Origin of the sequence: Nonomuraea sp. NPDC048916, assembly GCF_040649575.1 — a bacterium.
Classification (GTDB): domain Bacteria; phylum Actinomycetota; class Actinomycetes; order Streptosporangiales; family Streptosporangiaceae; genus Nonomuraea.
The window spans coordinates 17,881-32,822 of sequence record NZ_JBEZFS010000004.1; the positions used below are offsets into that span (position 1 = coordinate 17,881).

The window sequence follows — 14,942 nt, forward strand, 5'->3', positions numbered from 1 at the left end:
GCCGGGCTCCCGGTCGGCCGGGTCAGCGCGGGCCGCGATAGCCGGGCGGCGGGGTGCCGGCGGTGTAGGCCCGCACCGGCTTGCCCGTCAGGAACGCCCGCAGGACGTTCAGGTACGGCCGGCCCCGGCCGGAGCCGTCCAGGTGGACCAACCGTGAGCCGGGCAGCGCCGCGCGGTAGTCGACGGCCGACGACCAGCTCTGCTCGTCGCAGTCGCCCTTGACGACCAGGGCGGGCACGGACAGCCCGGCGAGGCCCGGCCGCACGCTCCGGGGCAGGGGCCGCGCGGCGAGGTGCGCATAACCCCCCAGCCCGCTGAGCGCCGCCGATGACGGCGCCGAGGCCGGCGTCCGGATCGGGGCCGAGGTCGGGGCCGAGGGCGAGGCGGAGGACGGTGCCGGGGTCGCGGTCGAGGGTGGGATGGCGCCGCATGGCGGCTCGGCGGGCCGGGGGAGCCAGGCGTCAAGCTCGCGGTCCCCGGCGAAGGCGTGCGCGGCGGCGGGGTCGGCGCGCAGCAGTGTGTAGACGGCGAGCATGCGGGTCGAGGGCAGCCTCGCGCCGGACCCGGCCGGGCCCAGCAGCGCGGCGGCCCGGTCGCCGGCGGGGGAGTCGAGGCTCGCGGGATCGGCGAAGACCACCCTGGCCACCCGGTCCGGGTGCGCGGCGAGGTAGGCGGCCGCGAGCCGGGCCCCGTGGCCGTGGCCGATCAGGATGAGCCGCTCGGCGCCGACGGCCTGGCGTACCGCCTCCAGGTCGGCGGTGTCGCGGCCGAGGCCGTACTCTCGCGGGTCGGCCAGCCGCGCCGACCGGCCGGCTCCGAGCTGGTCGTAGACGTACACCTGGTAGCCGTCGTCGGCGAGCCTGCCGTAGAACGCCGAGTCGCCGGCGAGGTCGGCCCGCCCGGGCCCGCCGTGCAGGAACACGACCGGCTCCGCCCGCGTCACCCGCTTGGGCGCCACCCGCGCGTACGCCAGCCGGGAGCCCGTCTCCAGCCGCCACTCCCGCTGCCCGGCCACCGGCGGCGGGGGCGCCTCCAGAGGCGGAGGGAGCGTGAGGGCGGCCGTGACCTGCCAGACGACCACGGCCTCCACGGCCAGGACCGCCACCGCCCGCGTCCACCGCCCCCAGGAGACGGACGGCCTCGGCACGCAACGCAGCAGGCCGACGAAGAACACCGCGCCGAAGACCGCCAGCCCGGTCGCGGTGAAGACGTCCGGCCCGGCGCCGAGCATCGCCGTCCCGGCCAGCGTCGCCAGGCCCAGGACCGGCGCCAGCGCCAGCACCCCGAGCCCGGTCAGCAGCCGGACGGTCCACCGGGCGAGAACACGCACACGGCGAAACTAGTGCAAAACCTCCCTCCGAGGGGCGGCATCGGGTCGGCGCGCTGCCCCGCCGCGGGGACCGGGATAGCGCCTACACCGGCACGTGCGATGAAATATCACCATTCGTCTATCTGCTGGAGATTGTCGTGGCGCTTTTCGACCTGCCGATTGAGCGGCTCCGTTCCTACCGTCCCGACCGGGACGAACCCGCCGACTTCGATGCCTTCTGGTCGCGCACGCTCGCCGAGGCTCGCGAGTTCGACCTGGCGGCCGAGTTCACCCGGTACGACGTGCCGCTGACCGCCGTCGAGGTGTACGACGTGTCGTTCGCCGGGTGGGGCGGGCACCGCGTCAACGGCTGGTTCCTGACGCCGGGCGGCGCGGACGGGCCCGTGCCCTGCGTCATGCACTACATCGGCTACAGCGGCGGCCGCGGCTTCCCACACGACCACCTGATCTGGCCGGCCGCGGGTCACGCCGTGTTCGTCATGGAGACCAGGGGACACGGCGGGGCCAGCCCGCAGCACCCCGGCGTGACCGGCGACCCGCACGGCGGCGACCACGCCCAGGCGCCCGGCATGATGACCCGGGGCATCCTCGACCCGGAGACCTACTACTACCGGCGGGTGTTCACCGACGCGATCCGGGCGATCGACACGGCCGCCGCCCATCCGGCCGTCGACGCCGCGCGCATCGTGGTGTCGGGCGGCAGCCAGGGCGGCGGCATCGCCCAGGCGGCGGCCGCGCTGCATCCCTCGGTCAAGGCGGCGCTCGTCGACGTGCCGTTCCTGACCGACTTCCGCCGGGCCGTCGAGATCACCGACCGCGACCCGTACCAGGAGATCGTGCGTTTCCTGGCGTCGCGCAGGGACGCCGCCGAGCAGGTGTTCAGGACGCTGGCCTACTTCGACGGGCTCAACTTCGCCGCCCGCGGCCAGGTGCCCGCGCTGTACTCGGTGGCGCTGATGGACGACGTGTGCCCGCCGTCCACGGTCTTCGGCGCCTACAACCATTGGCGGGGACCGAAGGAGATCACGGTCTGGCCGTGGAACGGACACGAGGGCGGTGCGGGATTCCAGCGTGAGGAGCAGTTGCGCTACCTGCGCAAGCTGCTCTCGGACGGTTGATCGCCGCGGGCCCGGCACGGCCCCCCGCCGCACCGGGCCTGCGATCGGCGGTCAGACGTTCTGGTCGGTCACCAGGAAGGACACGGCCCCCTTGTCGTCGGCGCCGGCGTCCAGGGACTTGTCCTCAAGGACTGTGGCGGCCACCGGATCGAGGTAGACGCGGGCGCCCTCGGCCTCGACCACTTCGTCGGAGGGCTCCGGCTGGGTCGCCAGCGAAAGGGTGAGCGAACCCGAGCCCTCTCCCTGCGACGAGATGCGGATTCCGCCCTGATCTGGCTCAGGAGCGGACGCGGTCAGGTCACGGATGGCCTGCGCTGCGTTGGCGGTCAGGGTGAGCACTGCGGCTCCTCCTCACGGTCGACGTACATGAATTGCCTGCCCTTCCCGCCTCAGAGCAGCCCAACCATCCCCGGTCAGATTTCTTTCCCCATGCCGGCGCGGATCGCCCTACAGCTCGGCGAAGCGCTCAACATCCTCGGTGCGGCCGGAGATGAGGATGATGTCGTTGTACGTCAGCTCCGTCTCGGCGGTGGCGTAGGTGAACTCCTCGTCGGGGCTCTTGACCGCGACGACGGTGATGCCGTGCTTGCGGCGCAGGTTGGACCGCCCCAGCGGGGCGCCCACGTACTCCTTCGGCGGCCGGGTCTTGGCCAGCGCGAAGTCGGCGTCGACCTGCATGTAGTCGAGCATCCGCCCGCTCACCAGGTGCGCCACCCGCTCGCCCATGTCGTGCTCGGGGAGCACCACGTGATGGGCGCCGATCCGGCTGAGGATGCGGCCGTGCTGCTTACTGACCGCCTTGGCCCAGATGTCGTCGATCTCCAGCTCCACCAGCAGCGACGCGGTGAGGATGCTGGCCTCCAGATCGCCGCCGATGGCCACGACCGCGCGGTAGAAGTCGGGCACGCCGAGCTGGCGCAGCACCTCCATGTCGGTGGCGTCGGCGACGGCGATCTGCGTGATCTGCCCCGCCAGCGACTGCACCACCTTGGGACGCTGGTCGATGGCCAGCACCTCGGTGCCGTGCCGGGCGAGCTCCAGCGCCAGCGAGGTGCCGAACCGGCCCAGCCCGATCACCACGACCGGGTCGCTTCTCTTGTCAACCAACGGTGATCCGCTCCTCGGGTAGTTCGTAGCGGCGCTGGCGCTCCTTCAGCGCCAGCGCGGAGCCGAGCGTGAGCGGGCCGATCCGGCCCACGAACATGAGCAACAGCAGCAGGGCGTGCCCGGCCGGCGACAGGTCGGCGGTGACGCCGGTGGACAGGCCCGCCGTGCTGAACGCCGCGATCACCTCGAACAGCACCTTGTCCAGGCTGTGCGGCGTCAGCACGAGCAGCACGTAGGTCGAGACGGCCACCAGGACGACGCTGATCGCGGCTATCGACAGCGCCTGGCGCTGGGCCGACTCGGGGACGCGGCGGTGGCCGACGTTCACGCGGTTCTCGCCGCGCAGCTCCGCCCAGATGACGAACGCCAGCAGCCCGAACGTGGTCACCTTGATCCCGCCGGCGGAGCCCGCGCTGCCGCCACCGATGAACATCAGCACGTCCGTGGCGAGCCAGCTGGGCGGGGTCATCGCGGTGATGTCCAGGCTGTTGAAGCCGGCCGTACGGGGCATGACGGCGGCGAAGAAGGAGGCGAGCAGCCGGTCGCCGTCGTCGAGCGGCCCGAGTGTCCTGGGGTTGTGCCACTCGGCGCCGAGGAAGACCAGCGTGCCCGCGGCGAGCAGGATCACGGTGACGGTCACCGTGATCCGGGTCAGCACCGACCAGCGGCTGGGCCGCCGCCAGGACCTGGCCAGCTCGAACATCACGGGGAAACCGAGGCCGCCGACGATCACGGCCGCCGCGATCGTCAGGCAGATCCACGGGTCGGCGACGAACCGCGTCAGGCTGTCGGGCCACAGGGCGAACCCGGCGTTGTTGAACGCCGACACCGCGTGGAACGCCCCGAGGTAGGCGGCGCGGCCGAACGGCTCGCCGTAGCCCGTCATGAACCGGATGGTGAGCACCACCGCGGTCACGCTCTCGCACACCAGGCTGAACACGAGCACCTTGCGCAGCACCTGGCGCACGTCCGACATGCTCAGCGTGCGCGTCTCGGCCTGCGCGGCGAGCCGGGCGCGCAGGCCGAGCCGGCCCGCGACCAGCACGGCGAAGAGCGTGGCCAGCGTCATGATGCCGAGGCCGCCGGCCTGGAAGAGCCCGGCGATGACGACCTCGCCGAAGACCGACCAGTGTGACTCGGTGTCCACGAGCACCAGGCCGGTCACGCACACGGCGGAGGTGGCGGTGAACAGCGCGGTCAGCCAGCCCGCCGACTCGCCGGTCGTGGTGGCCGCGGGCAGCGCCAGCAGCAGCGTGCCCACGAGCACGGCGGCGCCGAACCCGGTCACGATGACCTGGGTGGGATGGTGGAACCGGGAGAGGATGAGAGACGACCTCACGCGGAGAGATGTTCCAGACAAGCCGTCACACGGCTTCAGCACTGACAAGGGGGGTCACGAAACGCCTCCGAAGTCCCCACGCGACATCGACGTTGCCGGCCGGCTTCCCGGCGCATCGTGGCCTACCGTAACAGGCATGTCGCATTGACGGCATATGATCTACCTTGTCTGCCAGGCAGGTGAGCCGCGTCACTGCCCGATCAGGCGGTTCACCAGTGCCTGCAGCGTCACCGCGCCGCGCAGCGCGCCGCCGTCCACCACGGCCACCAGAGGGCTGTGGGTGCGCGCCATCAGCGTCGCGAGCTCCAGCACGGTGGCGTCGGGACCGGTCACGGGCAGCTCGCGGGGCTTGTCCGGCAGCGCCTCGCGCACGGTGCGGCCGGCCAGGGACCGCAGGAACACGTCGGCGTGCGCCTCGTCGATCACGCGGGCCAGCGCGGGATCGTCGATGCAGTAGGTGGGGAGCGCCAGCCGCAGCACCTGGGTGCCCGGCAGGATGCTCAGCGGCCGGCCGCGCTCGTCCACCACGATCAGGCCGGGCAGGTCCTGCTCGGCCAGCAGGCGGGCGGCCTCGCCGACCGGGGTGTCGAGCGCGACGGTGGGAAACTCGGTGACGAGGTCGCTGGCACGCATGGGGCCCTCCCGAGGTCGACGAACCACCGACCCAGCTTCCCGGCGTCCGGGCCAACCTATCGGCTCACAACCGGCATTATCCCCCGGTCAGCGAGCATCTGGGCTAATCCCGGCGATGGACGGAAAAGTCACCACCGGTACCGCCCGCCCGCGGGTGCATACAACCATTCCTGCCGGTTAGGGGATCTCCTTCGGCCGCCGCGAGACCCCCGGGACTCGGCATTGACGGCGTACCCTCGCCCTGGCCGCCAAGATCCCGCTGCTCAAGCCGGACGACGTGGAGAAGGCCGAGGACTGGTTCGCCCGCCACGGCCACCGGACCGTCTTCCTGGGCCGCATGGTCCCGGTCTTCCGCAGCGTGATCTCGGTCCCGGCCGGCCTGCAGCGCATGTCGCCGGCCGCCTTCTCCCTGCTCACCGCCCTGGGCAGCCTCATCTGGAACACCGTGCTCGTACTGGCCGGCTATCTGCTCGGCGAGCAGTGGCCGCTGGTGCGGACCTACGTGGGCGGCGTCACCAACGTGGTGATCGTGCTCGCCGTGCTCGCCCTGCTGGTGTTCGCCGGCCGGCGGATCGCCGAGAGCCGCCGGAACTGACCCCTGCCGTTCCGGAACCCGTCTGAGCCCGTCCCAGAGGCCCGTTCCACAGGCCCGTCTCAGAGCCCGTACGCCTCCAGCAGCCGCAGCCACACCTCGCTGACCGTCGGGAACGACGGCACCGCGTGCCAGAGCCGGTCCAGCGGCACCTCACCGGTCACCGCGATCGTCGCCGAGTGCAACAGCTCGGCCGTGCCCGGCCCGGCGAACGTCATCCCGAGCGGCACCCGCCGCTCCTCGTCGACCACCATCTTGGCCCGCCCCCGATAGCCGTCGCCGAGCAGGTAGGCCCCGGTGACCGAGCTCAGGTCGTACTCCGCCACGCGCACCGGGAAGCCCGCCGCGCGGGCCGCCGCCTCGGTGCGGCCCACCGCGCAGATCTGCGGGTCGGTGAAGACCACCTGCGGGGGCCCGTACGCGGAGGCCGAGGCGCGCATCGCGGGCAGGTCGTCACGACGGCCCCTGGCCCGCGCGGCGATGACGTCGCCGCAGACCCGGGCCTGGTACTTGCCCATGTGCGTCAGCAGCGCGCGGCCGTTGACGTCGCCGACCGCGTAGAGCCAGCCGTCCTCGACCCCGGTCGCCCGCATGCTGTCGTCCACCTCGACCGTGCCCTGACCGGGCAGGCCGACGGTCTCGAGCCCGAGGTGGGCCGTGGCGGGGGTGCGGCCGGTGGCCACCAGCAGCTCGTCGGCCTCGAGCGGCGGGCCCTCCGGCAGGTGCACGGTCACCTTGCCGCCCGGCTCCGGCCGCTCCACCCGGACCGCGCTGGTGCGCATCCGCACGTCGATGCCGGAGTCGGCGAACGACTCGGCGAGCAGCTCGCCGGCGAACGGCTCCATCCTGGGCAGCAGCCTGTCGCCGCGCACCAGCAGGGTCGTCTGCCGCGCGCCGAGGCCGTGCATGGCCTGGGCCATCTCGCAGGCCACCACGCCGCCGCCGATGACGGCCAGCCGCTCGGGCACCGACGTGGCCGCGGTGACCTCGTGACTCGTCCACGGGGCCGCCTCCAGCAGCCCCGGCACCGGCGGGACCGCGGCGGTGCTGCCCGTCGCCAGGACCACGGCGTGGCGGGCGGTCAGCACCCGTTCGGAACCGTCCGGCGCGCTCACCCGGACCCGCCTCGCGCCGTCGAGCCGCCCGCGCCCGCGCACGAACTCGGCGGGCACGTCCTCGATCCACCTGACCTGGCCGGCGTCGTCGTAGTGGGAGACCGCCTCGTCTCGGTGGGCCAGCACCTTGCCCGCGTCGACGGGCCCGAGTGACAGGCCGGGCACCCGCGCGACCTCGGCGGCCAGGTCCACCGGGCGCAGCAGCGCCTTGCTGGGGACGCACGCCCAGTAGGAGCATTCGCCGCCGGCCAGCCGCGGCTCCACGACCGCGGCGGTGAGCCCGCCCCGCACCGCCCGATCCACCACGTTCTCGCCGGCCGGGCCGGCCCCGATCACGATCACGTCGAACTCGTCGCTCACGTCCGCCTCCGGTAAGAGTCCTCTCACCAGGCTTTCACGGCCCGGCGCCCGGCGCGTGCAGGGCTCACCAGTTGGGCCGGTCCGGGCAGGGCACGGCCGGGCACCCGTCCCGGCGACCCCGGCCAGCAGCGCCCCGGTGGCCCTCACCAGCTCGCCTTCGCGGCCGGGCGCCAGGCGGACGGCGCTGATGACCACGTCCTGGCCGGCGCCGAGCCGGGCCACGTCCCCGGTGTCCGCGGCGTCACCGGCGCGGGCGACGACGCCGGCGGGCAGGTCGCGGACCACGGCGGTGACCTCGTGGCCACAGGACAGCGCTTCGGCCACCGTGTGCCTGCCCACGTTTCCAGCCGCTCCGAACACGGTGATGCGCAGGGTCGTCTACTCCTTCTCGATCGACGGGGTGGGGCGCGGACGGGGGGCCGGGGGCGCCAGCTGGCCGGCGACGAGCGCGCCGAGCGCCACGAGGAACCCGGCGATCTGCCAGCCGGTCAGGGTCTGGCCGAGGATCACGAATCCGGCCAGGGTCGCGACCAGCGGGTTGGTGAGGCCCAGCAGGGAGAGCGAGGTGGGCGGCAGCCGGTCGATGCCGCGGAACCAGAAGGCGTACGCGACGGCGGTGCCGACGATGCCCAGGTAGGCGAAGCCGAGGACGTTCGCGGTGGTGACGGTGGCGGGCACGCCCTCGACGGCGAGGGTGAGCGGGGCCAGCACCAGCCCGCCGGCGGTGAGCTGCCAGCCCGTCATGACCAGTGGCGACTCGGGCGGGCCCCACTTCTTGGCCAGCACGATGGCCGTGGCCATCAACGACGTCGCGGCGAGCATGGCCGCGATCCCGAGCGGGTCCAGGGCGGCCCGCGCGGTCAAGGTCAGCAGGGCCACGCCGCCGCTGCCGGCCAGGGCGGCGTAGAGCACGGTCCGGCCCGGCCGGATCCGCAGGACCAGCAGCGACAGCGTCGCCACGATCAGCGGCTGCACCGAGCCGATCGTGGCCGCGACCCCGCCGGGCAGGCGGTAGGCGGCGAAGAAGAGCAGGGGGAAGAAGGCGCCGAAGTTGAGCAGGCCGAGCACGGCGGACTTCCACCACCACGCTCCGGTGGGCAGCCGGCGCGTGGCCGCCACCAGCACCAGTCCCGCCGGCAGCGCCCGCAGGGTCGCGGCCAGCAGCGGCCGGTCGGCGGGCAGCAGTGTCGTGGTGACGACATAGGTGGTGCCCCAGCTCGCCGGGGCGAGGGCGGCGAGCGCCAGGTCGGCCGGACGACGGGACCGCACGGCGCGCGGGGCCGTGATGGTGGCCACAATGATCACTCCTCATTGATAATCTCAACGTTGAGATAATCAGCTCGGATGTGCGAACGTCAAGCCAGTGAACGTTAAGACTCTTTAGGCTAAGAGGAGTGGCGATGGGTGACGCGGTCGACGCCGTGCTCGCGCAGTGGCAGCGGGAACGGCCCGACGTCGACGTGTGGCCGATGGGGATCGTGGGGCGGGTCTCCCGGCTCTCCAGCCTCTTCGGGCGCGCCCTGAAGGAGTTCTTCGCCGAGCACGGGCTGGAGTCCTTCGAGTTCGACGTGCTGGCCACGCTGCGCCGCTCGGGCGCGCCGTACGAGCTGACGGCCGGGGCGCTGCTCAAGTCGGCCATGGTGACCTCGGGCGCGATCACCAACCGGATCGACCGGATGGAGGCCAAGGGCCTGGTCGAACGTGTCCGCGACAGCGAGGACCGCCGCTCCGTGCGGATCAGGCTGACGGGGCGCGGCCTGGACGTCGTCGACGAGCTCGTCGCGCTGCACGTGGCCAACGAGGCCCGGCTGCTCGCCGCCCTCGATCCGGACGCGCGTGATCAGCTGGCCGGCCTGCTGCGCCTGCTCCTGGAGTCGATGGGCGACACCTCGCTCGAGTGACCGGCCTTGTCGGGCCGGCCACCGGCGGAGCCGGCCCGGTCAGAGCCGGTCAGGCGCGCTTGGCGATGGCCGTGATGAGCGGCTGCACGAGCTTGGCCGCCAGCGGTCCGAACGCCGCCAGGATGAGGACGTAGGTGGCGGCCAGCGGTCCCAGGTCGGGATGCACGCCCGCGGCCACGGCCAGGCCGGCGATGACGATGTTGAACTCACCGCGCGGGATGAGCGCGATGCCCGCCCGGGCCCGCCCGGCTGTCGCGATGCCCGCCCGCCGGGCCGCGTACGCGCCCGTCAGCAGCTTGGTGATCATGCTGATCAGGGCCAGGAGCGCGGCCAGGCCGGCCACCGGGAGCATCTTCGTCGGATCGGTCTGCAGGCCGAAGAAGACGAAGAACACCGCGGCGAACAGGTCGCGCAGCGGCGCCAGCAGCGCCTGCGCGTCGTGGGCCAGCTGCCCGGACAGCGCGATGCCGACCAGGAACGCGCCGACGGCCGCCGACACCTGCAGCTGCTGCGCCAGCCCGGCCACCAGCAGCGCCAGCCCGACGATCTTCAGCAGCAGCACCTCGTTGTTGGGGCTGGACACGAACGCCTCGATCCACTTGCCGAAGCGCAGCGCGACGATCAGGACCACGGTCACCGTGGCCAGCGCGATCCCCACCGTGATGGCCCCGCTGACCAGGCTCAGGCCGGCCAGCATGGCGGTCAGCACCGGCAGGTAGACCGCCATCGTCAGGTCCTCGAAGACCAGCAGCGACAGCACGGTCGGTGTCTCGCGGTTACCGATCCATCCCAGATCGGACAGCACTTTGGCGGTGATGCCGGAGGAGGTGGCGTAGGTGACGCCGGCCATCGCCACGGCGGCGACCGGGCCCCAGCCGAGCAGCAGCGCGCAGATCGCGCCGGGCGCGGCGTTGAGCACTAAGTCGACCAGGCCGGCGGGAGCGTTCCCTTTGAGGCTCGCCACGAGCTCGTCGGCGTTGTACTCCAGGCCCAGCGTGAGGAGCAGCAGCACGACCCCGATCTCGGCGCCGACGGAGATGAACTCCTCACTGGTGGCCAGGGGGAGCACTCCGCCGGTGCCGAAGGCGAGACCGGCGATCAGATAGAGGGGGATGGGCGAGATGCCGACGCGCATCGCCAGCGCGCCCAAGACGCCCAACCCCAGAAGAACGGCACCGAATTCGAGGAAAAGGATGGCGGTATGATGCACCCGCGGCCCTACCCGTGCGCCAGGATGTCGGTCACCTCGGAGGTGCTGTCGGCGCTGCCCACCACGACGACCACGTCGTTCTCGGCGAACACGAAGTCGGGGGTGGGGCTGGCGAAGACCTGCCCGCTGCGCACCACCGCCACGATCGAGGCGCTGGTGCGCGTCCGCACGCGCGCGACGCCCATCGGACGTCCCACGTACGGGGAGCCGGACGGGATCGGAACCTGCAGGCTCACCAGACCCTCCACCTGCTCGTGGAGGGCGTTGAGGCGCTGCACGATGCGCGGAGCGCCGAGCAGCTCGGCCAGCGCGTCGGCCTCCTCGTCGTTGAGCTTGACCGAGTCGCACACCCGGTCCGGATCTTCGCTGTCGTAGATGACCAGATCCCGGCGTCCGGTCCGGTGTGAGATGACACCGATCCGCTGGCCTGACCGCGTAGTGAACTCGTGACGCAGCCCGATGCCGGGCAACGCCGTCTGCTCGACCTCCACCGTCTATCCCACCCACCCGATTTACGCATTTCGCGGCTACTTTAGCAGTTTGAGAGATCTGCCCGATATGTAGGGACCTAGATCTCCGGGCAAAGCACAGATGTTAGGCCCAATGCAGGTGTAGTCATGCAACTTCACCTCATGTCCTTGTTTTTGGTGAGGATGTGGGGTTGGCCCGGCGACCCGCGAGGGACGCCGGGCACACCTGTTCAGAGCAGGCTCAGTGTCTGGCGGGCGATCTCCCACTCCTCGTCGGTCGGGATGACGAGCACCGCCACCTCGGAGTCCGGATGCGACACGACGCGTTCGCCGGCCGAGTCGGCCTCGTTGAGCGCCGGGTCCAGCCTGATGCCGAGCCGGTCGAGCCCCGTCATCGAGGCGGCGCGGGTGGCGGGGTCGTGCTCGCCCACGCCGCCGGTGAAGACGATCGCGTCCACCCGGCCGAGCACCGCGTAGTAGGCGCCCACGTACTTGCGGATCCGCCGCGTGTAGACGTCCAGCGCGAGCCGGGCCCGCTCGTCGCCGGCGGCCGCGCGACGCCGTACCTCCCGCATGTCGCCGCTGCCGGCGAGCGCGAGCAGGCCGCCGCGGCGGCTCAGCGCCTCCTCGGCGGCCTCGGCGTCCATCCCGGTCACCCGCTGCAGGTAGCCGGGCAGGGCGGGGTCGACGTCGCCCGAGCGGGTGCCCATGACGAGCCCCTCCAGAGGCGTCAGCCCCATGGAGGTGTCCACGCTCCGGCCGCCCGCGATCGCGGTGGCGCTCGCGCCGTTTCCCAGGTGCAGCACGATCAGGCCGGTCCGGTCGAGGGGACGCCCCAGCAGGCCCGCCGCCCGCTCCGACACGTACGCGCAGGACGTGCCGTGGAACCCGAACCGCCGCACCCCCCATTCCTCGGGGACCGCGTACGTGTACGCCGCGGGCGGCAGCGTCTGGTGGAAGGCCGTGTCGAACACCGCCACCTGCGGCACCCCCGGAAAGGCGTCCTGCGCCACCCGGATCCCGATCACGTTCACCGGGTTGTGCAGCGGCGCGAGCGGCGCCAGCTCCTCGATCGCGGCGATCACGGCATCGTCGACCAGCACCGCCTCCCGGAACAGGACCCCGCCGTGCACCACCCGGTGTCCCACCGCCACGGGGTCGAGCTCCGGCCCCACGTCGGCGAACGCCTTCATCACCGCGGCCAGGCCCTCCGCGTGCCCCGGGAAACGCTCCTCTCTCTCGTAGGGCGGGTCGTCCCCGCAGTGGTGGGTGAGCCGTCCCCGCTCCTCCCCGATCCGCTCGACCAGCCCCCGGGCCGGCCGGCCGCGGGTCGCCACGTCGATCAGCTCGTACTTGATCGAGGAGGAGCCGGTGTTCACGACGAGAATGCGTTCGGCCATGTCCATCCGCTGATCTCCGGAACGTCCTCGCCGTGCTCCCGGGTGTAGGCGCGCGCCCGCAGACGGGAGTCCACCATCAGCTGGCGCAGGTGGGCCTGGGTGCTCCCGAGGCCGGGAACCCGGTCGATGACGTCCATGACCAGGTGGTAGCGGTCGATGTCGTTGAGCATGACCATGTCGAACGGCGTCGTCGTGGTGCCCTCCTCCTTGTAGCCGCGCACGTGCAGGTTGGCGTGCCCGGCGCGGCGGTAGGTGAGCTGGTGGATCAGCGACGGATAGCCGTGGAAGTTGAAGACGACCGGCCTGTCGGTGGTGAACAGCGCGTCGAACTCCGCGTCCGACATGCCGTGCGGGTGCTCCGTCGGCGGCTGCAGCCGCATCAGGTCGACGACGTTGACGACGCGGACCTTCAGCTGCGGCAGATGTTCGCGCAGCAGCGCGGTGGCGGCCAGGGTCTCCAGCGTCGGCACGTCACCGGCGCACGCCATGACCACGTCCGGCTCGTCCCCGGCGTCGGTCGAGGCCCACGGCAGGATGCCCAGCCCCCGGGTGCAGTGGGCGATCGCCTCGTCCATGGTGAACAGGTCGAGCACCGGCTGCTTGCCCGCGACGATCACGTTCACGTAGTTCCGCGAGCGCAGGCAGTGGTCTCCCACCGACAGCAGCGTGTTGGCGTCCGGCGGCAGGTAGACCCGCACGACCTCGGCCTTCTTGTTGACCACCACGTCCAGGAAGCCGGGGTCCTGGTGGCTGAAGCCGTTGTGGTCCTGCCGCCACACGTGCGAGGACAGCAGGTAGTTGAGCGAGGCCACCGGCAGCCGCCACGGGATCTTCCGCGATATCTCCAGCCACTTGGCGTGCTGGTTGAACATCGAGTCGACGATGTGGATGAACGCCTCGTAGCAGTTGAACAGGCCGTGCCGCCCGGTCAGCAGATAGCCCTCCAGCCAGCCCTGGCACAGGTGCTCGCTCAGCACCTCCATGACCTGCCCGCCGGGGGACAGGTGCTCGTCGGTCGGCTCGATGGCGGCGTCCCACGCCCGGTCGGTGACCTCGAAGACGTCCGAGAGCCGGTTGGAGGCGGTCTCGTCCGGCCCCATCAGCCGGAAGATGGACGGGTTGGCGGCGATGACGTCGCGCAGCAGCCCGCCCAACACCCGGGTCGGCTCGGTCGACTGCGCGGCCGGCGACTTCACCTCCACCGCGTACTTGCGGAAGTCGGGCAGCCGCAGCGGCTGGAGCAGCTCGCCGCCGTTGGCGTGCGGGTTGGCGCTCATCCTGAGCGGGCCCACCGGCACTGAGCGCAGGATCTCGGGCACCGGCCGGCCCTCGGCGTCGAACAGCTCCTCCGGCCGGTAGGAGCGCATCCACTCCTCCAGCTGGGCCAGCCGGTCCGGCCGGTGCCGCACGTCGGTGAGCGGCACCTGGTGGGACCGCCACGTTCCCTCGACGGGCAGCCCGTCGACCTCGCGCGGCCCCGTCCAGCCCTTCGGGGTCCGGAGGATGATCATCGGCATCCGCTCGGCCTCGCCCGCCTTGTATTCGGCGATCTCGGTGTAGACCTCGTCGAGGGTGCTCGCCATCTCCTCGTGGTCGGGGCCCACGAGGTGCGGGCGGTAGCCGTACCCCTCCATGAGTTTGACCAGCTCCTCCATCGGGATCCTGGCCAGGATGGTGGGATTGGCGATCTTGTATCCGTTGAGGTGCAGGATGGGCAGCACCACGCCGTCGCGGCGGCGGTTGAGCAGCTTGTTGGAGTGCCAGCTGGCGGCCAGCGGGCCGGTCTCCGCCTCCCCGTCACCGATGATGCAGGCCACCATCAGGTCGGGGTTGTCGAAGGCCGCGCCGAACGCGTGCGCGAGGCTGTAGCCCAGCTCGCCGCCCTCGTTGATGGAGCCGGGTGTCTCGGGCGCGACATGGCTCGGGATGCCGCCGGGGAAGGAGAACTGCCGGAACAACTGCCGCATGCCCTGCGCGTCCTGCGACACGTTCGGGTACTTCTCCGAATAGGAGCCCTCCAGCCAGGAGAGCGCCACGGCCGCCGGGCCACCGTGTCCGGGGCCGACGACGTAGATCATGTCCTGGTCGTGCTCGCTGATCAGCCGGTTCAGGTGGGCGAAGCAGAAGTTCAGTCCCGGGGTGGTGCCCCAGTGGCCGAGCAGGCGCGGTTTGACCTGCTCCGGGCGCAGGGGCTCGGTCAGCAGCGGGTTGTCGAGCAGGTAGATCTGTCCCACCGACAGGTAGTTCGCTGCACGCCAGAAGGCGTCGATTTGGTCCATTCATAGCTGATTCCTCCAAACTGGCGACTCAACCGGATTAGTTCTCCTCTTCTGGGCAGAGGATCCGCACCTGTCGAGCAGCGAGGCG

The 14,942-nt window shown here is 71.8% G+C and carries 14 protein-coding genes; 3 read left to right on the plus strand and 11 right to left on the minus strand.

From position 1 onward, the window contains the following. Nucleotides 1–22: 22 nt before the first annotated feature. A complete protein-coding gene (locus AB0C16_RS04605) occupies nucleotides 23–1,330 on the minus strand; it encodes an alpha/beta hydrolase (protein ID WP_357678838.1) in 1,308 nt (435 codons plus the stop codon). A gap of 137 nt (nucleotides 1,331–1,467) precedes the next feature. Between AB0C16_RS04605 and AB0C16_RS04610 the strand changes: the two genes are divergently transcribed. Continuing rightward, nucleotides 1,468–2,448, plus strand: coding sequence for an acetylxylan esterase (locus AB0C16_RS04610; protein ID WP_357678840.1), 981 nt, complete (start codon nucleotides 1,468–1,470; stop codon nucleotides 2,446–2,448). A 51-nt stretch (nucleotides 2,449–2,499) separates the two neighbouring features. Here AB0C16_RS04610 and AB0C16_RS04615 read toward each other — a convergent pair whose 3' ends face one another. From AB0C16_RS04615 to AB0C16_RS04630, 4 genes are all read right to left on the minus strand, one after another. Further along, on the minus strand, nucleotides 2,500–2,787 hold the full coding sequence (locus AB0C16_RS04615; protein WP_357678842.1) for an iron-sulfur cluster biosynthesis family protein: 288 nt from the start codon (nucleotides 2,785–2,787) through the stop codon (nucleotides 2,500–2,502). A 108-nt stretch (nucleotides 2,788–2,895) separates the two neighbouring features. Beyond that, a complete protein-coding gene (locus AB0C16_RS04620; RefSeq protein ID WP_357678844.1) occupies nucleotides 2,896–3,555 on the minus strand; it encodes a TrkA family potassium uptake protein in 660 nt (219 codons plus the stop codon). Further along, a complete protein-coding gene (locus AB0C16_RS04625) occupies nucleotides 3,548–4,894 on the minus strand; it encodes a potassium transporter TrkG (RefSeq protein WP_357678846.1) in 1,347 nt (448 codons plus the stop codon). Before AB0C16_RS04625 ends, AB0C16_RS04620 begins: the two co-directional genes overlap by 8 nt. A gap of 189 nt (nucleotides 4,895–5,083) precedes the next feature. Beyond that, on the minus strand, nucleotides 5,084–5,527 hold the full coding sequence (locus AB0C16_RS04630) for a CBS domain-containing protein (protein WP_357678848.1): 444 nt from the start codon (nucleotides 5,525–5,527) through the stop codon (nucleotides 5,084–5,086). 259 nt (nucleotides 5,528–5,786) lie between these two features. Here AB0C16_RS04630 and AB0C16_RS04635 point away from each other — a divergent pair, with 259 nt between their 5' ends. Beyond that, nucleotides 5,787–6,122, plus strand: a complete 336-nt coding sequence (locus AB0C16_RS04635) for a DedA family protein (protein ID WP_357679289.1) — start codon at nucleotides 5,787–5,789, stop codon at nucleotides 6,120–6,122. Between the two features lie 59 nt (nucleotides 6,123–6,181). On the opposite strand, the gene AB0C16_RS04640 is transcribed toward AB0C16_RS04635, so the two are convergent. Together AB0C16_RS04640 and AB0C16_RS04645 are read right to left on the minus strand one after the other, a co-directional pair. Beyond that, nucleotides 6,182–7,954, minus strand: a complete 1,773-nt coding sequence (locus AB0C16_RS04640) for an FAD-dependent oxidoreductase (protein ID WP_357678850.1) — start codon at nucleotides 7,952–7,954, stop codon at nucleotides 6,182–6,184. A gap of 18 nt (nucleotides 7,955–7,972) precedes the next feature. Further along, nucleotides 7,973–8,890 carry an EamA family transporter gene (locus tag AB0C16_RS04645; RefSeq protein ID WP_357678852.1) on the minus strand — a complete coding sequence of 306 codons (918 nt, stop codon included), beginning with the start codon at nucleotides 8,888–8,890 and terminating at the stop codon, nucleotides 7,973–7,975. A gap of 104 nt (nucleotides 8,891–8,994) precedes the next feature. On the opposite strand from AB0C16_RS04645, the gene AB0C16_RS04650 reads away from it, so the two are divergent. After that, nucleotides 8,995–9,495 (plus strand): MarR family transcriptional regulator, encoded by a 501-nt coding sequence (locus tag AB0C16_RS04650; protein ID WP_357678854.1) that lies wholly within the window; start codon nucleotides 8,995–8,997, stop codon nucleotides 9,493–9,495. Nucleotides 9,496–9,544: 49 nt separating this feature from the next. Here the strand turns inward: AB0C16_RS04650 and AB0C16_RS04655 are convergent, their stop codons facing one another. The 4 genes from AB0C16_RS04655 to AB0C16_RS04670 form a co-directional block, all read right to left on the minus strand. After that, nucleotides 9,545–10,705: a cation:proton antiporter gene (locus AB0C16_RS04655; protein WP_357678856.1), complete on the minus strand. Its 1,161-nt coding sequence runs from the start codon at nucleotides 10,703–10,705 to the stop codon at nucleotides 9,545–9,547. Between the two features lie 8 nt (nucleotides 10,706–10,713). Continuing rightward, complete coding sequence (locus AB0C16_RS04660) at nucleotides 10,714–11,196, minus strand: cation:proton antiporter regulatory subunit (RefSeq protein WP_357678858.1); 483 nt, start codon at nucleotides 11,194–11,196, stop codon at nucleotides 10,714–10,716. Nucleotides 11,197–11,405: 209 nt separating this feature from the next. Beyond that, nucleotides 11,406–12,575, minus strand: coding sequence for an acetate kinase (locus AB0C16_RS04665; RefSeq protein ID WP_357678860.1), 1,170 nt, complete (start codon nucleotides 12,573–12,575; stop codon nucleotides 11,406–11,408). Continuing rightward, on the minus strand, nucleotides 12,551–14,854 hold the full coding sequence (locus AB0C16_RS04670; protein WP_357678862.1) for a phosphoketolase family protein: 2,304 nt from the start codon (nucleotides 14,852–14,854) through the stop codon (nucleotides 12,551–12,553). Before AB0C16_RS04670 ends, AB0C16_RS04665 begins: the two co-directional genes overlap by 25 nt. Nucleotides 14,855–14,942 lie beyond the last annotated feature (88 nt).